The organism is Streptomyces sp. NPDC001153 (assembly GCF_053598315.1).
Genome location: NZ_JBSFJZ010000015.1, coordinates 166,241 through 185,113 on the forward strand (window position 1 = coordinate 166,241; position 18,873 = coordinate 185,113).

12 protein-coding genes are annotated in these 18,873 nt (G+C 72.3%); 6 read left to right on the forward strand and 6 right to left on the reverse strand.

What is annotated here, in order from left to right; genetic code table 11:
• The 3 genes from zwf to pgl are packed head-to-tail and all read left to right on the forward strand — an operon-like array spanning position 1 to position 3,373.
• Complete coding sequence (gene zwf, locus ACWDEN_RS19380) at positions 1 to 1,539, forward strand: glucose-6-phosphate dehydrogenase (protein ID WP_351604937.1); 1,539 nt, start codon at positions 1 to 3, stop codon at positions 1,537 to 1,539.
• Entirely contained in the window at positions 1,536 to 2,594 is a 1,059-nt protein-coding gene (gene opcA / locus ACWDEN_RS19385; protein ID WP_351604934.1) for a glucose-6-phosphate dehydrogenase assembly protein OpcA, read from the forward strand. Before zwf ends, opcA begins: the two co-directional genes overlap by 4 nt.
• Positions 2,591 to 3,373, forward strand: coding sequence for a 6-phosphogluconolactonase (gene pgl / locus ACWDEN_RS19390; RefSeq protein WP_351604931.1), 783 nt, complete (start codon positions 2,591 to 2,593; stop codon positions 3,371 to 3,373). Before opcA ends, pgl begins: the two co-directional genes overlap by 4 nt.
• 86 nt (positions 3,374 to 3,459) lie before the next feature.
• On the opposite strand, the gene ACWDEN_RS19395 is transcribed toward pgl, so the two are convergent.
• From ACWDEN_RS19395 to ACWDEN_RS19420, 6 genes are all read right to left on the reverse strand, one after another.
• Positions 3,460 to 8,358 carry a DUF3320 domain-containing protein gene (locus ACWDEN_RS19395; protein WP_450859737.1) on the reverse strand — a complete coding sequence of 1,633 codons (4,899 nt, stop codon included), beginning with the start codon at positions 8,356 to 8,358 and terminating at the stop codon, positions 3,460 to 3,462.
• A gap of 160 nt (positions 8,359 to 8,518) precedes the next feature.
• Positions 8,519 to 9,358, reverse strand: coding sequence for a carbohydrate ABC transporter permease (locus tag ACWDEN_RS19400; RefSeq protein ID WP_351620085.1), 840 nt, complete (start codon positions 9,356 to 9,358; stop codon positions 8,519 to 8,521).
• Between the two features lie 8 nt (positions 9,359 to 9,366).
• Positions 9,367 to 10,719 (reverse strand): ABC transporter permease subunit, encoded by a 1,353-nt coding sequence (locus ACWDEN_RS19405; protein ID WP_351620051.1) that lies wholly within the window; start codon positions 10,717 to 10,719, stop codon positions 9,367 to 9,369.
• Between the two features lie 12 nt (positions 10,720 to 10,731).
• Positions 10,732 to 12,057 carry an ABC transporter substrate-binding protein gene (locus ACWDEN_RS19410; protein WP_450859749.1) on the reverse strand — a complete coding sequence of 442 codons (1,326 nt, stop codon included), beginning with the start codon at positions 12,055 to 12,057 and terminating at the stop codon, positions 10,732 to 10,734.
• Between the two features lie 28 nt (positions 12,058 to 12,085).
• Positions 12,086 to 13,696: a glycoside hydrolase family 13 protein gene (locus ACWDEN_RS19415; protein WP_351620054.1), complete on the reverse strand. Its 1,611-nt coding sequence runs from the start codon at positions 13,694 to 13,696 to the stop codon at positions 12,086 to 12,088.
• Positions 13,697 to 13,831: 135 nt separating this feature from the next.
• The gene (locus ACWDEN_RS19420) at positions 13,832 to 15,103 is read right to left on the reverse strand and encodes an ABC transporter substrate-binding protein (protein ID WP_450859738.1); all 1,272 of its coding nucleotides are present in this window, start codon (positions 15,101 to 15,103) and stop codon (positions 13,832 to 13,834) included.
• A 130-nt stretch (positions 15,104 to 15,233) separates the two neighbouring features.
• Here ACWDEN_RS19420 and ACWDEN_RS19425 point away from each other — a divergent pair, with 130 nt between their 5' ends.
• From ACWDEN_RS19425 to ACWDEN_RS19435, 3 genes are read left to right on the forward strand one after another with little or no spacing between them, the layout of a single operon-like run.
• Positions 15,234 to 15,740, forward strand: a complete 507-nt coding sequence (locus ACWDEN_RS19425; RefSeq protein ID WP_351620058.1) for a PadR family transcriptional regulator — start codon at positions 15,234 to 15,236, stop codon at positions 15,738 to 15,740.
• The gene (locus ACWDEN_RS19430) at positions 15,737 to 16,489 is read left to right on the forward strand and encodes an ABC transporter ATP-binding protein (RefSeq protein WP_351620060.1); all 753 of its coding nucleotides are present in this window, start codon (positions 15,737 to 15,739) and stop codon (positions 16,487 to 16,489) included. Before ACWDEN_RS19425 ends, ACWDEN_RS19430 begins: the two co-directional genes overlap by 4 nt.
• Before the next feature lie 2 nt (positions 16,490 to 16,491).
• On the forward strand, positions 16,492 to 18,792 hold the full coding sequence (locus ACWDEN_RS19435) for an ABC transporter permease (RefSeq protein ID WP_351620063.1): 2,301 nt from the start codon (positions 16,492 to 16,494) through the stop codon (positions 18,790 to 18,792).
• Positions 18,793 to 18,873 lie beyond the last annotated feature (81 nt).

Consider the following 18,873-nt stretch of genomic DNA (forward strand, 5'->3'; position numbering starts at 1 on the left):
TTGTCACCCCTTACCGGTTCCGGAGCGAACCCGCTTCGTGACCCGGCCGACCGACGGCTCCCGCGTATCGCGGGGCCGTCGGGTCTGGTCATCTTCGGTGTCACGGGCGACCTGTCCCGCAAGAAGCTGATGCCCGCGGTGTACGACCTCGCCAACCGGGGTCTGCTGCCGCCGGGCTTCTCGCTGGTGGGCTTCGCCCGCCGCGAGTGGGCCAACGAGGACTTCGCGCAGGAGGTCCACGACGCGGTCAAGGCGCACGCCCGTACGCCGTTCCGTGAGGAGGTCTGGCAGCAGCTCATCCAGGGGATGCGCTTCGTCCAGGGCACCTTCGACGACGACGACGCGTTCGAGCGGCTGCGCTCCACCATCGAGGAGCTGGACAAGGCACAGGGCACGAGCGGCAACTTCGCCTTCTACCTGTCGGTGCCGCCGCGCTCCTTCCCGGTGGTCATCCAGCAGCTGAAGAAGCACGGCCTCGCCGACCAGAGCGGCGGTTCCTGGCGGCGCGCGGTCATCGAGAAGCCGTTCGGCCACGACCTGAAGTCGGCCGAGGAGCTCAACAAGGTCGTGCACGAGGTGTTCGAGCCGGACCAGGTGTTCCGCATCGACCACTACCTCGGCAAGGAGACCGTCCAGAACATCCTGGCGCTGCGCTTCGCCAACACGATGTTCGAGCCGATCTGGAACCGGTCCTTCGTGGACCACGTGCAGATCACCATGGCCGAGGACATCGGCATCGGCGGCCGCGCCGGCTACTACGACGGCATCGGCGCCGCCCGTGACGTCATCCAGAACCACCTGCTCCAGCTCATGGCGCTGACCGCCATGGAGGAGCCCGCCTCCTTCGACGCGGACGCGCTGGCCGCGGAGAAGGAGAAGGTGCTCGGCGCCGTACGGCTGCCCAAGGACCTGGGCCGCAGCACCGTGCGCGGGCAGTACGCGGCCGGCTGGCAGGGCGGCGAGAAGGTCATCGGCTACCTCGAAGAGGAGGGCATCGACCCGAAGTCGAAGACCGACACGTACGCGGCGATCAAGTTGGGCATCGACAACCGCCGCTGGGCGGGCGTCCCCTTCTATCTGCGCACCGGCAAGCGCCTGGGCCGCCGGGTGACGGAGATCGCCGTCGTCTTCCAGCGGGCCCCGCACTCCCCCTTCGACACCACGGCGACGGAGGAGCTGGGCCAGAACGCGATCGTCATCCGCGTCCAGCCGGACGAGGGCGTGACCGTGCGCTTCGGTTCGAAGGTGCCGGGCACCTCGATGGAGATCCGGGACGTCTCCATGGACTTCGCCTACGGCGAGTCCTTCACGGAGTCCAGCCCGGAGGCGTACGAGCGTCTGATCCTGGACGTGCTGCTCGGCGACGCCAACCTCTTCCCGCGCACGGAGGAGGTCGAGCTGTCCTGGAAGATCCTCGACCCGATCGAGGAGTACTGGGACAGGCACGGCAGGCCCGCGCAGTACAAGTCGGGCACCTGGGGCCCCGCCGAGGCGGACGAGATGCTCGCACGAGACGGACGGAGCTGGCGCCGGCCATGAAGACAGACCTGACCGACACCACCGCCGGCGACATCAACAAGGCGTTCGTGCAGGGCCGCCGCGCCATCGGCACCCCCGCCGTCGGCATGGTCCTGACCCTCGTCATCGTCACCGACGAGGAGAACGCCTACGACGCGCTGAAGGCCGCGGGCGACGCCTCGCGCGAGCACCCCTCGCGCACGCTGGTGGTCATCAAGCGGGTCTCCCGCGGTCCGCGCGACCGCACGTCCTCGCGTCTCGACGCCGAGGTGCGGGTGGGCGCGGACGCGGGCACCGGCGAGACGGCCGTGCTGCGCCTGTACGGCGAGGTCGCGGGCCACGCCGACTCGGTCGTGCTGCCGCTGCTGCTGCCGGACGCGCCGGTGGTGGTGTGGTGGCCGGTGAACGCCCCGCTGGACCCGGCGAAGGACCCGCTGGGCGCGCTCGCCCAGCGCCGGGTCACCGACACCTACGCCGCCGAGCAGCCGGTGCGGGAGCTGTCCGCCCGCGCCGCGTCGTACACGCCCGGCGACACCGACCTGTCCTGGACGAGGATCACGCCGTGGCGTTCCATGCTCGCGGCGGCACTCGACCAGGTCACCTGCGAGGTGAGGGCCGTCGAGGTGGAGGGCGAGGAGTTCAACCCGAGCTGTGAGCTGCTGGCGATGTGGCTCGCGGACCGGCTGGACGTACCGGTGAAGCGGTCGCTGTCGGGCGGCCCGGGTCTCACCGCGGTCCGCATGGACACCACCTGCGGCTCGATCGTCCTGGACCGCGCGGACGGCACGCTGGCCACGCTGGCCATCGAGGGCCAGCCGGCCCGCGCGGTGGCGCTGAAGCGGCGGGAGACCGCCGAGCTGATCGCGGAGGAGCTGCGCCGGCTCGACCCGGACGACACCTACGCGTCGGCGCTGCGCTACGGCGTGGAGCGGCTGAACACGGTTCCGGAGCAGCAGCCTGCGGGCGAGCCGGTCGCCGAGCCCCGGCCGGAAGAGGAAGCGGCCAAGGCACCGGCCAAGAGAGCGGCGGCCAAGACCGCGAAGAAGGCACCTGCGAGGAAGGCGGCGGCGAAGTGAGCACTCCGCAGCTGGTCGTCCACCGCGACAAGGAACTGATGGCGCAGGCCGCCGCGGCCCGCCTGATCACGAAGATCGTGGACGCGCAGGCCTCCCGGGGCACCGCGTCCGTGGTCCTCACGGGCGGCCGCAACGGCAACGGCCTGCTGGCCGCGCTGGCGGCGGCCCCCGCCCGGGACGCCATCGACTGGGGCCGGCTCGACCTGTGGTGGGGCGACGAGCGCTACCTCCCCGAGGGCGACCCCGAGCGCAATGTCACGCAGGCCCGCGAGGCCCTGCTCGGCTCCGTCCCGCTGGACCCGGAGCGCGTGCACGCCATGCCCGCCTCCGACGGCCCGTACGGTACGGACGTCGACGCGGCGGCGGAGGCGTACGCGGCGGAGCTGGCGAAGGCGGCCGGACCCGAGAACCACGGCTCGGTGCCCACCTTCGACGTGCTGATGCTGGGTGTCGGCCCGGACACCCACGTGGCCTCGCTCTTCCCGGAGCATCCGGGGGTACGGGAGACGGAACGCACGGTGATCGGCGTCCACGGCGCCCCCAAGCCGCCGCCGACCCGGATCTCCCTCACCCTCCCCGCGATCCGTTCGGCCCGCGAGGTCTGGCTGCTCGCGGCCGGCGAGGACAAGGCGGAGGCCGCGGCCATCGCCCTGTCGGGCGCGGGCGAGATCCAGGCCCCGGCGGCGGGGGCGTACGGCCGCTCGCGCACGCTGTGGCTGCTGGATGCCGCCGCGGCTTCGCAGCTGCCGAGGTCGCTGTATCCGCCGGCTTCGCCGTGAGCCCCGGCTGAGCGCGGGGCGGCGGGGTTTCGACCCCGCCGCCCTGTTTTTTCGCGAGGTCGCGGGCCGGCTGTCTCCTGAGGTCGCTAGCCGGCGCGGCGCACGGCGCTGACCCGGTCCGGCCCGCCGTGGAGCTCGCCCCGCCGGCGCAGTTCCGCGAGGTCCGCGGCCAGGCGGTCCCGGATGTCCTTGCCGGTCCGGCGCCAGCCGAAGAACTCACAGGCCTGCTTGATCAGTTCGTCCTCGGACATGCCGGGGCATTCGGCGGCCAGCTCGTACAGCGCCCGGTGCCGCTCGGCCGGTGCGATGTGGAGGATCTTGCGGGGCGGAGTGCCGTCCTGAGGGTGCCGCGCCTTCGCCTCGTCCCGGGCCGTCACATCGTAGAAGGCGTCGTCCGCGCGGACCTGTCCGGAGCGGACCAGGGCGCGGGCCACCTCCCGGACGTTGTCCCGGATGCGGCTGCCGGCGCGGCCGACGCCCCAGGCCTCGCGCGCCCGCTGGACCAGAAGGTCCTCGTGGATCGGGCCCTCGGTCTCGATGATCTGCGCCAGCACCTTGCGCAGGGCGGGCCGGGCCTCCGGGGTGTGCAGTTCATGGCGTGGTACGACCGTGACGGCGCCGGCCCGGTAGGCAACGCTCCACTCGCGTGCGGTCCCGGTGTCCACGGGCACGCGTTCGTACTCCACCCTCGTCTGCCGCGGGATGCGGCCGTGCTCGTCGCCGCCCGAGGGCGGTGCGGTGTCCGCCCCCTCCCCCGCGGCGGGCCTCGGCGTGGCCGGCGCCGTGGTGAGCGGACCTTGGGCGACGGCCTGCTCGACCGCTTCCCGCAGCCGCAGTTCGGCGGCCGGCCGGCCTCGGTACCAGTCGGTGCCCCAGATGCGGTGCAGCCGCCAGCCGAGCCCGTTCAGGACCTGTTCACGCAGCCGGTCCCGGTCCCGGGCGGCCTTGGCGGAGTGGTACATGGCCCCGTCGCACTCGACTCCGAGGGCGAAGGCGCCGGGCAGCTCCGGGTGGCGTACGCCCAGGTCGATGCGGTATCCGGCGACACCGACCTGGGGCTGCACCTGGTAGCCCCAGCCGCGCAGCACCGCGAGGACGGACTCCTCGAAGGGGCTCTCCGGCTCGGCGTCGGTCTGCACGACGTCCCGGGCGAGGATCGACGGGCCGTTCTCGGCGTAGTCGAGGTAGCGCTTCAGGTACTGCACGCTGTCGTTGGGGCTGTCCGGCAGGCCGGCGGCGCGGAAGGAGGCCACGACCTCCATGCGGTAACGGGCGCGGGTCACCGCCACGTTGAGGCGGCGCCAGCCTCCGCTCTTGTTGATCGGGCCGAAGTTGAGCCCCACCTTGCCGTGTTCGTCGGGGCCGTAGCCCACGGACATGATCATCACATCGCGCTCGTCGCCCTGCACCGACTCCAGGTTCTTGACGAAGAACCCGTCGAGGCGGTCCTCGGTGAAGCAGTGGTCGAGGTCGGGGCGGGCCAGCCGGGCCTGTTGCACGGCCTGGTCGATGGCGGAGGCCTGGGCCTGGGAGAGCGCGACGACGCCGAGGCTCCTTCCGGGGCGGGTGTCGAAGTGGTGCAGGACCCGGCGGGCGACGAACTCCGCCTCCTCGCGGTTGTCCCGGCGCCGTCCCCGGTCGTAGACGCCGTCGGTCTTCAGGAAGGCGACGCCGACGCCGTTGCCCTCGTCGAGGGCCCCGGGGAAGGTGATCATCGAGTTGTCGTAGAACTCGTGGTTGCTGAAGGTGATCAGGTTCTCGTGGCGGCTGCGGTAGTGCCAGCGCAGCGGCAGTTCCCGCATGGCGCCGGCCTTGCAGGCCTGCAGCAGGGACTCGAAGGAGTCCGGGACGTCCTCGGCGTACTCGTCGGAGTCGTCGTCGACGGAGGAGTCGAAGAAGGAGGTCGGCGGCAACTGCCTGTCGTCACCGGCGACGATCAGCGTACGGCCCCGGTAGATGCAGTTGACCGCGTCACTGGGGCGGACCTGGGAGGCCTCGTCGAAGACGACGATGTCGAACTGGAAGTCCGGCGGCAGGAACTGACTGACCGTCAGGGGGCTCATCATGAAGCACGGCTTGACGGCCTGCACGACTTCGCGGGCTCTGCCGAGCAGTTCGCGCACCGGCATGTGCCGCGTCTTCTTCTCGGCCTCCCGGATGACGACGGCCGCACCGCCACCGCCGAAGCTGCGGGGCCGGCGCTTGTTGCACGCCTCGGTCACCGCTCCCCCGGCGGCCGCGATCAGCCGCCGGTCGGCCTCCTGGAAGTCGGCCACGCGCGCGTCCAGGTCCTCGGCGCGGGTGCTGCGCAGGCGCGGGTCGGCGGCGAGGACGCCGTCCGCCCAGGCGCGCAGCAGCGCCTGCTCGACGATGTCCGGCAGGCGCCACGGGTCGAGGCCGCGCTCGGCCGCGCCCGCGACCAGGCCGTCCGCCCCGTGCCGGGCGAGGACGGCGAGCCCGTCGAGGTGGGCGCGCCACACCTCGGGGCCCTCCGGGTCGGCGAGCAGGGTGTGGATGGCCTGCTCGGCCTGGTCCAGGGGACCGAGCAGGGAGGGCGACAGCCGGGTACGGCGGGCCGTGTCGAAGAGGTCGAGCAGGTCCGTCACGGCACGGTTGAAGCGCTCGGCCCGGGTCTCGGCGGCCGCGCACCAGGCGCCGAGCGACCTGCGGACGTGCTCGGCGAGCAGGGCGGGGAGCCGGTCGGGTTCGGCCTGGTCGGCCAGCCGGTCGGCGAGCAGGTCGCGGCGCTGGGCGTCCCGGCCGAGCGTCTCGACGCGGTCGGCCGTCGCCAGGGCCCGGTCCAGCTCCTCGCACGCGTCCGGGGTGTGCGGCGTGTACCTGCCGAGCAGGGCGGTGTGCGCCCCGGTCAGGCGCGTCACCTCGGCGGCGGCCTGCTGCCAGGCCAGCGCCTGCTCCAGCCGGCCGGCCAGCGCCTTGTCCCAGGTGCCGGCCCTGGTCAGGCCGGCCACTCGCTGACGATCCTCCTTGTACTGTGCCGAGAAGCGGGACATGAGTCCGCGGTGCTGCTCGGCGAAGCGGCGCACCAGGGCGGGCAGGTCGGTGGCGGTGAGGACCTGTTCGCCGAAGACGTCCTCGGCCGCCTGTCGGGCCACGGCCTGCGCGTCGAGGGCCGTACGCAGGTCCCGGGCCGCCGCGTGGGCCCAGCGCAGGGTGTCGGTGTCGAACCAGCCGCGCAGCGGGCGGTGGCCGGCCGTCGTCAGGTCGGCCAGCTCGCACAGGGCGAACGCGGTCTCGGCGCGCTCGGGCTTCGGCATGCCGAGCAGGTCGGCGAGCTGAGCGACCTGAGTGGTGACGTCCTCCGGCAGGCCGCCGTCCTCCTGCTGCGCCGGACGGCCGGTGAGCCCGGCCCGCAGGCCGCGCACGAGCTGCTGGACCTCACGCACCGAACGGGGCTCGTCCTGGGTGGCGGCGAAGGGGCGGCGTCCGGCCGCCGTCAGCAGGGCGCCGAGGGCGTCGGCGGCCTCGGCGACCACCTGGTGCTCGGAGCCGCCGGCCAGCCCCCGCCAGGGGAAGGACTCGCCCTCGGCGGCGGGGCGCCAGGCTCGGGCGACGGTCTGCGCGGCGGCGGCGAGTTCCTGCAGGCCGCCGGCGGTCAGGGTGCGGACGACCTTGGCGTTCTCCGCGCCCAGCGGCAGGCCGGGGGTGTCGGACTGCTCCAGCAGCACCAGGCGGCCGAGGACGTCGTGCAGACTGCGCCCCAGGGGTTCGCGGGTCTCGTTCATGGCGGCGGCGTACGCGGACAGGTCCGTGCGCAGCTTCCGGGCGCGCGCCAGCTCGTGCTCGGCGGCTCCGGTGACCCGGGCCTCGGTGGTGAGCACCCGGGCGAGTTCGGTGGCCACCGCCTTCTTGCTCGTGTCACCGCTGTGCAGTGCCATGACGAAGTCACCGAGCCCGACCCCGCGCAGCCGGTTGCGTACGACGTCGAGGGCGGCGGCCTTCTCGCTGACGAACAGCACGCTGCGGCCGGCGTGCATGAGTGCGGCGATCAGGTTGGTGATGGTCTGGCTCTTGCCGGTGCCGGGCGGGCCGCTCATGACGAAGGACCGGTCGTCGAGGGCCGCGGCGATGCACTGCCGCTGCGAGGCGTCGGCGTCGAGGACGAGCGGGGTCTGCTCGGGCAGCTGGACGTCGTCGATGCGGTCCGCGTCGGGGGGTTCGAAGTCGGTCAGGTCGTCGGGCAGGCCGGCCTCGGGCCCGAGGGCGACGGCCCGCACCAGCGGATGGGCGAGGATCCGTTCCTCGTTCTGCTGGAGGTCCTGGTACATCGCCTCTCGGTGGGAGGCGAACAGCCCGAGGACCACGCGCTCCTCGACCGCCCACCCCTGCAGCCCGGCCGCGACCGAGCGGGCCGCCGCGAGGACGCCGGGCAGATCGGCGGCATCGGTCGCGGTGACGGGTGTCCAGTCGACGCCGAGCCGGTCCAGTTTCACCGCGAGCGCGGGGTTGTGGATGCGCTCCTGGTCCTCCGCCGGGTGCAGGCGGTAGCGGCGGTTGCCGTCCCTGCGCAGTTCGACGGGTACCAGGAGCAGGGGCGCGGCGCTGCTCTCGTGGGCGTCGGCCTCCCGCCAGTCGAGCATGCCGACGCCCAGCCAGAGCACCCACAGGCCGTAGTCGTTGTACATCTGGCCGGACTTCTGGCGCAGTTGGTACAGCGAGGAGTCCAGCGCCGCCTGGGTGGTCTTCTGGGTGACGAGTCCCGGGCGGTGCTGCCGGCCGGTGCTCCCCTCCGCCGTGTCGCCGGCCTTCTCCAGGCCCACGCCCGGCGCCTTCTGCGGGAGCGGCGCGAACTCCCATCCCCTGGCCAGGTCCGCGAGCACCGCCTCGGCGCCGGGTGAGCCGACCTCCAGCGTGGCCGTTCTGGTATGACGGAAGTTCAGCAGCCGGTTGCGCCCGCCCATGTCCAGCAGAGAGTTCCGCCATCCGTCGAGGACGGTCTTCATCATGGTCTGGGGCTGCTGGGCCATGCCGTGGATACCTCCTGAGCGGGCGCAGGGGTGACCACCCTTCCCGGCCCCCTGGAGGTATCTCCCTATCAGCTCACGCCATCCGACACGCCTGTTGATCGCCCGATGGTATGAATTTGTTGTGCAGCGGGCGTGCGGATGAGGTGTGGTTCCGCCGCGCTCACTTGACCGAGCCCGCCATGACGCCCTGGACGAAGTGCCGCTGGAAGGCGAAGAACACCACCACCGGCACGATCAGGGACAGGAACGCCCCCGGGGCGAGGACGTCGATGTTGCTGCCGAACTGCCGGATCTGGGACTGGAGTTCAACAGTCAGCGGCTGCGAGGAGCTGTCGGCGAACAGCAACGCCACCAGCATGTCGTTCCAGACCCACAGGAACTGGAAGATCGCGAGGGAGGCGATCGCCGGGCGCCCCACCGGCAGGACCAGCCGCGTGAAGATGCGCCACTCGCTGCCTCCGTCCATCCGGGCCGCCTCCAGCATCTCCTTCGGCATCTCCGCGAAGTAGTTGCGGAGCAGGAACACGGCGAAGGGGAGGCCGTAGGCCACATGGAAGAGGACGACTCCGGGGATCGTGCCGAACAGGCCCAGCGCGCCGAAGAGTTTGGCCACCGGCAGCAGTCCGATCTGCACCGGCACCACCAACAGGGCCACCACCAGCAGGAAGAGGGGCTCCCGCAGCGGGAAGTCCAGCCAGGCGAAGGCGTATCCGGCGAGGGCGGCGATGACCACGACGAGGGTCGTGGCCGGCACCGAGATCAGGACCGTGTTCCAGAAGGCCTGCGTCATGCCGGAGTTCTTCAGCAGGGCCGAGTAGTTGTCGAAGGACAGCTGGCCGGGGCTGGTGAGCGCCGTCCACCAGCCGCCCTTCGCGGTGTCCTGCGCCGAGCGCAGGGAGGACACGAAGAGGCCCGCGAGCGGGGTCAGCCAGACCAGGCCGATCACCACCAGGAAGGCCTGCACCACGCCGTTGCCCAGGCCGCGCCTGATCGCGTTCATCGCCGAGTTCATCGCTGGCTCCTTCGGAAGCGGCGGACGTTGAAGACCATCGCCGGGATCACCAGGAGCAGGAGCAGCACGCCCAGCGCGCTGCCGAGGCCCTGGTTGTTGCCGCCGCCGAAGGACACGAGCCACATCTGGGTGGCGAGCACCGTGGCGTCCTCCTGCACCGGCCCGGGCGCGATGATGTAGACGAGGTCGAAGACCTTCATCACGTTGATGACGAGGGTCACGAAGACGACCGTCAGCACGGGGGCCAGCAGCGGGACGGTGATCCGGCGGAAGATCTGCCACTCGTTCGCGCCGTCCATCCGGGCCGCCTCCAGCGCGTCCCGGGGCAGCGTCGACAGGCCCGCGCCGATCAGCACCATCGCGAAGCCGGTCCAGATCCACAGGTACGCGCCGATGATCGCCGGGGTGACCAGCGTCGGGCCGAGCCAGGAGACGCCCTGGTAGGGCGGGGCGAAGTTGGACGCGGGCAGTTCCACCGTGTACGAGCCCGCGCGCAGCCCGGCGAAGCGGAAGGAGCCGTCGGCCGCGGTGGTCGTGCTCGCGACCGTGTGCCCGTCGCGCACCGCCTGGACCCGCATGCCGGGCAGGCCGCTCTCCTTCGGGTCGACCTGGCCCTGCCTGCCGCCCCCGCCGGGGGTGAAGTCCAGGTAGACGACACCGCGCAGCTCGCCGGGCGCGGCCTTGCGAGAGGCCGCCGCGGCAGCGGGCTCGGCTCCCTTCGGCAGGTCCTTGGGCAGCACCCCGACCATCGGGAGCGTCACCGTGTGGCCGGCGGCGGCGGTCGTGCGGTAGGAGCCGTCGCGGTCCTGGGTCAGCAGGCCCGCGCGGCCGCGCGCCGTCGGGTACGACGACGTGCCCTGGAAGGCGTCGTGGACGGAGACGGCGGCCGCGTTCAGCACGCCCTTGTTCGGGTCCTGGTCGTAGGCGAGCCGGAAGATGATGCCGGCGGCCAGGAAGGACACGGCCATCGGCATGAAGAGCAGGAGCTTGAAGGCGGTGGCCCAGCGGACCTTCTCCACCAGGACGGCCAGGATCAGGCCCAGGCCCGTGAGCAGGGACGGGGCCACCACCACCCAGATGGCGGTGTTGCGGATGGCCTTCAGGGTCGCCGGGTCGCGGAACATCTCGGCGTAGTTGTCGCCGCCGACGAACCGGGTGCCGGAGGCGTCGAAGAAGCTGCGGCCGACGGAGAACAGCACCGGGTAGACGACGAGCGCGCCGAGCAGCAGCAGCGCGGGGAAGACGAAGAGCAGGGCGATCAGCCGGGCGCGCCGCCGGCTGCGGCGCCCGCGCGCCTCGCCGGCGGCCCGCGGGCCCGCCTGCTGTTTCACAAGAGTGGTGGCGGTCATGATCGCTGCCGGTCAGCCCTGGTAGGCCTGGGCGGCTGCGGACTCCAGCTTCGCCGCGGTGCCCTTCGGGTCCGACGGGTCGCGCAGGAAGTCCTGGAGCAGCTTCCACTCGCCGGCGCCCTTGGTGCCGCCGAAGGCCGCCGGGGCCTGGTCGGACATGTCGAAGCGGACCGAGTCGCCCGCGTCGATCAGGGACTTGGCGGTGGCGCGGGTGACGTCGTCGGCGTAGGAGGCGAGGTCGAGCTTCTTGTTCGGGGACAGGAAGCCGCCCGCCTTCGCCCATACGGCCGCGGCCTCGGGGCTCGCCAGGTACTCCAGGAGCTTCATGCCGGCCTTGGTGTTCTTGCCGTCCTTCAGCACGACGGCCGCGTCACCGCCGCTGACGACGGGTGCCGTGCCGCCGTCGACCGCCGGGAACGGGAAGAAGTTCGCGTCCTTGCCGATGGTCTTGCCGAACTGGTCGTGCGCGACGCCGGCGACGAAGTCGCCCTCGTAGACCATGCCGGCCTCGGGCTTGGGCCCGAACACCTTCTCCACCGAGCTCGGGAAGTCGGTGTTCAGGGCCTCCTTCTGGCCGCCGGCGACGAGCTGCTTGTCCTTGAACAGCTTGCCGAGGGTGGTGAGCGCCTTGACGACGGACGCGTCGGTCCACTTCAGCTTGTGCGCGGCGAGGGCGTCGTACTTCTCGGGTCCGGCCTGGGAGAGGTAGATGTTCTCGAACCAGTCGGTGAGGGTCCAGCCGTCCTCACCGGCGACGGCGAAGGCGGCGAGCCCGGAGTCGGAGACGGTGTGCCCGGCCTTCAGCAGCTCGTCGTACGTCTTCGGCGGCTTGACCCCGGCCTGGGTGAGCGCGGCGGGGCTGTACCAGACGGTCGACTTGTGGGCGGCCTTGAAGTACAGGCCGTACAGGGTGCCGTCGACGCTGCCGTACTTCTTCCACACGGGTGCGTAGTCGGCGGTGACCGTCTGCTGGGCGGTCGGGGACAGCGGCGTGAGCCAGCCCTTCTTGGCGAACTGCTGCAGGACGCCGACCTGCGGGACCATCACGACGTCGGGCGCGTTGCCGCCCTCGATCTTGCTGCCGACGACGGTGGAGACGTTGTCGCCGGTGGAGATGAACTGCGTCTTGGCGCCGGTCTTCGCGGTGAACGCGTCCAGGACCTTCTGGAAGTTCTTCTGCTCGCTGCCGGTCCAGACGCCGGCCACGGTGACGGTCTGGCCGCTGAGCGCCTTGTCGCCGCCGCCGGCCGAGACGGGGCCGCCGCCGCAGGCTGTCGCGCCGAGGGCGAGGGTGAGGGCGGTACAGCCGGTGAGCAGGGTGGTACGGCGTCGCATCATCATCGATGTCCCTTCAAGAGGTGGTTGATCACAGGTCGCTGAGCCACCAGGCGGCCGTGGCGCCGGGCAGGACGCCCGCCGGACAGGGGCCGCTGGAGAGCAGGGGGGTACCGGAGACGGGGGCGGGCGCGGGGGCCGTGCCGAAGTTGACGGCGCACACCAGGCCGTCGCCGCGGGTGAAGGCGAGGACGCCGGGCGGGGTGTCCAGCCAGTGCAGCGTGCCCTCGCCCAACTGGGGGAGCTGCGCGCGGAGTTGAAGGCCATCGCGGTACAGGTGCCAGAAGGAGCGGGTGTCGGCGAGGGCGCGGTCGGTGGCGTACTCGGCGAAGTAGTCCGGCTGGGGCAGCCAGGGCTTCACACCCTCGACGCCGGAGGTGAAGCCGAACGGCGAGGCCTGACCGGACCAGGGCAGCGGCACCCGGCAGCCGTCACGGATGCGGGCGCGGCTTCCGGTGCGACGGAATATGGGGTCGGTCAGGACGTCGTCGGGCAGGTCGACGACCTCGGGCAGGCCCAGTTCCTCGCCCTGGTAGATGTACGCGGCTCCGGGCAGCGCCAGCATCAGCAGCGCGGCGGCGCGGGCGCGGGCGGCGCCGAGGCCGCTGCCCTCGGGGGCGGGTTCGCCGTAGCGGGTGACCGTGCGGACCTGGTCGTGGTTGTTGAGGACCCAGGTGACCGTGGAGCCGGTGCCGGCGATGTCCTGCATGGCCTCGGTGATGACCTTGCGGAAGGCGTCGGCGTCCCAGGGCGCGCCGAGCAGGTCGAAGAAGAAGGCCTGGTGGAGTTCGTCGGGGCGGACGTACAGGGCGTGTTCGCGGGCCGTGGGGACGGAGACCTCGCCGACGAGGAGGCGTTCGCGGCCGTCGCGTGCGGTGTACTCCTCGCAGGTCGCGCGCCACTGCCGCCACACCGCGTGCACCTCGGGCTGGTTCCAGGCGAGCGGGTTGACCGAGTCGCGGGTGCGGGCGTCGGCCTCGGGGTCGTCGGAGTCGGGCAGTTCGGGGTGCTTGTAGAGGCCGGCGGCGACATCGATGCGGAAGCCGTCGACGCCCCGGTCCAGCCAGAAGCGCAGGACGCGGTCGAACTCGGCGGCGACCCCGGGGGTGCGCCAGTTCCAGTCCGGCTGCTCGGGCGTGAACATGTGCAGGTACCACTGGCCGTCGCCGACCCTGGTCCAGGCGGGGCCGCCGAACATGGCGTGCCAGTTGTTGGGCGGCTCGCCGCCGTCCGGGCCGCGGCCGTCGGCGAAGTGGAAGCGGGCGCGGGCCGGGCTGCCGGGCGCGCTGTCCAGCGCCTCGCGGAACCACGGGTGCTCGCTGGAGCAGTGGTTGGGGACGATGTCGAGGAGCACCTTGATGCCGAGCCGGTGCGCGGCGGCCATCAGCCGGTCGAACTCGGCGAGGTCGCCGAAGAGCGGGTCGACCCCGCAGTAGTCGGCCACGTCGTAGCCGTGGTCGTGCTGCGGCGAGGGGTAGAACGGGCTCAGCCAGATCCCGTCGACGCCCAGCTTCTTCAGGTACGGCAGCCCGGCCCGGACGCCGGCCAGATCGCCGACGCCGTCGCCGGTGCTGTCGAGGAAGCTGCGGACGTAGACCTGGTAGATCACCGCGTCACGCCACCAGTGGTACTTACTCAGCATGCATGCATGTTAGGTAGGCGTGTCGTGAGGGTGTCAACGAAAAGAACGGAAGCTACCGGTGAGTTGAGGGCGTAAAACCGGACTTAGCGGGGCATCACGCACCGAGATGAGATCTGCGCGTTACTTAACAAGTAACTATCGGCGGGCGATCGCGTCGAGCTCGTACGCGAGCCGGCACACGGCCTGCTCGGGCGTCTGGCGCCCGCTGAGCGCGTCCTGCATCACGGCCTGCACCACCAGGCTGACCTGGTCGTAGTGCGGGCTCTTGGGGCGCGGCCGGGCGGTGAGCACGGCGGTGCGCAGGGTCGGCAGATAGGGGAACCGCCGTACGAGTCCGGGGTCCTCGTAGAGCGCGGCGCGCACGGGAGGCAGCGCGCCCCGGGTGAGCACCTGGCGCTGGACGGGCGCACTGGTGAGATAGGCGATCAGCCGGGCGGCCGAATCGGGGTGCCGGGCATGGGAGTTGACGGCGAGGTCGGAGCCGCCGAGCACACTGGTCCCCGGCCCGTCGGGTCCGGGCAGCGGCACGGCGCCGATCTTCCCGGCGACCCTGGAGCCCCTGGCGGAGGCGACGGCGTAGGCGTAGGGCCAGTTGCGCAGGAAGAGCAGTCTGCCGTCCTGGAAGGCCTGCTTGGACTCCTCCTCCTTGTACGTCAGCGCCGCCTTCGGTATCCAGCCCTCGCGGACGCCGCGGGCGAGGAAGCCGATGCCCTGGCGGGCGGCGGCGGAGTCGACGGTGACCCGGGTGCCCTCGCCGCCGAGGATCGTGCCGCCCGCCGAGTAGACGGCCTCGGCCGCGTTCACGGTCAGACCCTCATAGGGCAGGAACTGGCCCGCGTAACCGCCGAGTCCGTACTTCGGCGCGATGGTCTTCGCGTCATGCTCCAGCTCGGCCCAGGTGCGCGGCGGCGGCACGCCCTCCTTGGCGAGGATGTCCTTGCGGTAGAGGAGAAGTCCGGCATTCGTGACGTACGGGACGGCGTACAGCCGGCCGTCGTAGGTGGCCGTGTCCACGACCGGCGGCAGGAAGCTCTTCAGCGGGAAGCGGTCCGGCGGCAACGGGCGGATCCAGCCGGCCGCGGCGAACTCCGAGGTCCAGTTGACGTCGATGTTGAGGACGTCGAACCGGCCCCGGTCGCCGCCGCGCAGGTCGGTTGTCATCTGCGCATGGGTCTCGTCGGCGGAGTCGGGCAGCTCGACGAGGGTGACCTTCTCGCCGGGGTGGGTGCGGTTCCAGCCCTGGAGCAGCGGGGCGAGATAACCGGTGAGGTCGCCGGCGGTGGCCAGGGTGAGCGGGCCGCGGCCGTCGCCCGCGTCCTCGTCGGCGTGCGCGCCGGAGGCGACGTACCCGGTGAGGATCACGGCCAGAACCAGGAGGCCCCTACCGGCGGCGCGTATCCACCGCATAGGTTCCTCCCTGAACACGTACACACGGCTCCGGGCACCCTCGCCCGGGAGTCAGAGGCCATGTATACCTGTTAGGTATGGGCGATACTAGGGCCTGGAGCACATTACGCAGACTAGGAGGAGAGCACGAGTGCGCCTGCCCCTCCTGGCACTGCTCGCCCGCGGCCCGGCCCACGGCTACGAGCTGAAGCAGGACCTTGAGCAACTGCTGGGCTCCGCGTACCCTCAGCCGAACGTCGGCCAGATCTACGTCACCCTCGGCCGCCTCGAGAAGTCGGGACTGATCGAGGGCGAGGACGTCGAGCAGTCCAGCCGGCCCAACAAGAAGGTCTACCACCTCACCGATGCCGGGCGGGAGGCGCTGCACGCCTGGTTCGAGGAGACCGAGGACGAGGCGCGGGTACGGGACGAGTTCTTCATGAAGCTCGCCCTGGCCCCGCAGACCGGTCTCGCCGACCAGATCGCCCTCATCAACAGGCAGCGGCGCCAGTACCTGAACACCATGCGCAACCTGTCGAAGCTGGCCGCGGCCGAGAACCGGGACAACCGCATCGCCCTGCTGCTCATCGAGGGCGCGATGCTGCATCTGCAGGCCGATCTCGACTGGCTGGAGCGGTGCCAGGAGGAACTGGAATGAGTGAGGACCGGGTTCCGGTGCTCCGGGCCGAGGGGCTGGTGAAGACCCACCACGGCGAGGGCGCCCCCGCGCACGCCGTCCGCGGGGTCGACCTGAGTGTGGGCCGGGGCGAGTTCGTGGCGATCACCGGCCCGTCCGGGGCCGGGAAGTCCACCCTGCTGCATCTGCTCGGCGGGCTCCAGCGGCCGGACGAGGGCAGCATCTGGCTGGACGGCCGGTGCACGGACTCCTTCAGCGAGGCGCGCTGGGCGGTGGAGCGCCGCAAGGCCATCGGGATCGTGTTCCAGTTCTTCAACCTGGTGTCCAACCTGTCGGTCGCCGACAACGTCGAACTGCCCGCCCTGCTCGCCGGCGTCCCGCCGAAGAAGGCCCGCGCCGAGCGTGAGGAGCTGCTGGCCGAGCTGGGGCTCACCGGCAAGGAGCGCAGCATGCCGGGCGAGCTGTCCGGCGGCGAGCAGCAGCGGGTCGCGCTCGCCCGGGCCCTGGTCAACCATCCCCCGCTGCTGCTGGCCGACGAACCAGCCGGCAGCCTGGACAGCAGGGGCACGCGCGAGGTCATGCGGCTGCTGTCCCGCTTCCACGGACGCGGCCAGACGATCGTGCTGGTCACGCATGACGCCCGGCTGGCGAGCGCCGCCGACCGCGTGATCAGCTTCTTCGACGGCCGCATAGCCGACGACGCCGCCCTGGGCGGCACCCCGCCGCGCGGGAAGCCGGGGATCTCGGGCGTGCTGGAGCTGAGGGACTGACGGTGCTGGATCTCCGGGACGTACGAGCCACCCTGCGGTGGGCGCACTCCGATCTGCGCACCCACCGTGGCGAGGCGCTGTTCCTCGTGCTGGCCACCGCCGGGATCGTCGTCTCGCTGCTGCTGGCCACCGCCCTGTTCGGGTACGCGACCAACCCCTGGCAGCGCGTCTTCACACAGGCCCGCGGGGCGCATGTGTGGATCCACACCGTGCCGTCGGCCGACGCCCGCGGGCTGGCCCGGCTGGACGGTGTCGACTCCGTGGCCGGCCCCTACCGCACCGAGTCCGCCACCGTCGCCGTACGCGGCACCCGCGCCTCCGTGGAGCTGCGTGGCACCCCGCAGCTGCCCTCCGTCGGCCGGCCGCTGCTGACCGCCGGGCACTGGCTGGATCCGGCCGAACCGGACGGCGTGGTGCTGGAGAGCAGCCTGGCCCGGGCGCTGCTGGCCGAGCCCGGGGACACCCTCACCCTGCCCGGTACCGCCCGCGCCCTGACCGTCGAGGGCATCGCGGACAGTGCCGAACCCCGCTACAGCCCGGGCGAGCAGCCGGGCCTGGTATGGGCCCTGCCGTCCGCCGTACGCGCTCCCGGCGGCCAGGTGATCGGACTGCGCCTCGCCGACCCGGGCGACACGGACTACGCGGTGCAGCGAGCCGTCACCGTGCTGGGCGCGGGCGCGGTCGGCGATGTCTCCACCTGGCAGCAGGCGCGCGCCGCGGCCCAGGGCGACAACCGGCTGCTGGGCCAGGTGCTCGGCCTGTTCGGTCTGGGCGCCCTGATCGCCGCCGGGTTCGCCGTGCACGGAGCGATCGCCACCCGCATCCGGGGGCATCTGCGGGACATCTCGGTGCTGAAGGCGATCGGCTTCACACCCGGCCAGGTCGTCCGGATCTTCCTGCTGCAGCACCTCGCGTACGCGCTGCTCGGCTCGGTGGCCGCCGCGGGGCTCACCGAGGCCCTGGGCCGGAGGATCCCCGGCCGGCTCGGCGACGCCGTGGGCCTGTGGCAGGGGCTGCCCGGGCACACCGTGGCGCTGTTCCTGGTACCCGTGGGGGCGGTGCTGTTCATCGGTCTGACCACGGGGCTCGCGGCCTGGCGGGCCGGGCGGGTGCCGCCGGTTCCGGTGCCGCGCCCGGCCGCTGCGGCCGGCGGGCGGCTGACCGGACTGGCCCGGCGGGCGCTCGGGCTGCGGCTGCCGGCCGCGCTCGTCCTCGGCTGCCACAAGGCGTTCGCGGGGCGTGGCCGGTCGCTTGCCACCGTGGCCCGGCTGACGCTGCCGCTGCTGCTGATCGTGGTGGCGCTCAGCGCCTGGACCACGATCGACCGTTTCCACAACAGCCCGGACCGCATGGGTCTGCCGACGTCCCTGTCGGTCCGCTCCGACGGTGCCATGGACACGTCCGCGGTACGGGCCCTGCTCACCGGCGATCACCGGGTCACCGCCGCCTATCCCGGGGTCGAGGTCGCCGCGCTGGTCCCCGGCCAGACCGGCACCATCGCGCTGCGCGGCGTCGGCACCCGCGCCGAGCCCTATCCCTACGCCCTCGCCGAGGGCCGGGCCGCACACGGATCCGACGAGGCGGTGGCCGGCCAGGGCCTGCTGGACCTGCTGCACGCCCGCGTCGGTGACTGGGTGCGCATGACGGTGGGCGACCGGCCGCAGATCCTGCACATCGTGGGCCGCAGCATCGAACCGCAGAACGCCGGCCGGGTCGTGACCACCTCACTGGACACCCTCCGGGAGAACGACCCCGGGCTGACCCCCGCCTTCTACGAGCTGCGGCTGCGCCCCGGCACCGACCCGCAGCGCGTGGCCACCGCACTGGCCCGGGCCGGCCGCGGCCACCTCGACGTGCACACGGTGACGAACCCGGCCGACGGTCTGTCCCCGCTGCGCGCGGTCGTCGCCGGGCTGATCGCCGTGCTGGCCCTGATCGGGCTGGTCGAGCTGGGCACCGCCATCGGGGGCAGCGTCCGCGAGAGCGAGCGGGACGTGCTGGCACTGAGGGCGATCGGCATGTCGCCGCGGCAGATCACCGCGATCACCGTCACGGCGACGAGCTGTACGGCCCTGGCCGCGGCGATCGCCGCCACGGCGCTGGGGCTGCCGCTGGGCCGCCGGCTGATCGACGCCCAGGGCAGCTCCAGCGGTATCGGCGCCGGCATCGCCCAGTCCCCCTCACCCGGGCTGCTGCTCGCGCTGGGCGCCGCCGCCGTGCTCGGGGCGGCCGCGCTGGCGGCGCTGCCCGCGGCTCGCGCGGCACGCAGCCGCCTCGCGGACACCCTGAGCGCGGTGGCCTGACCGGGCCCCCGGGGGAACTCAACGCCCATAGGTGCGGGGGCTGTTGGGGCTGTTGTACGGCCTCCGGGGTGTGCCCGGGGC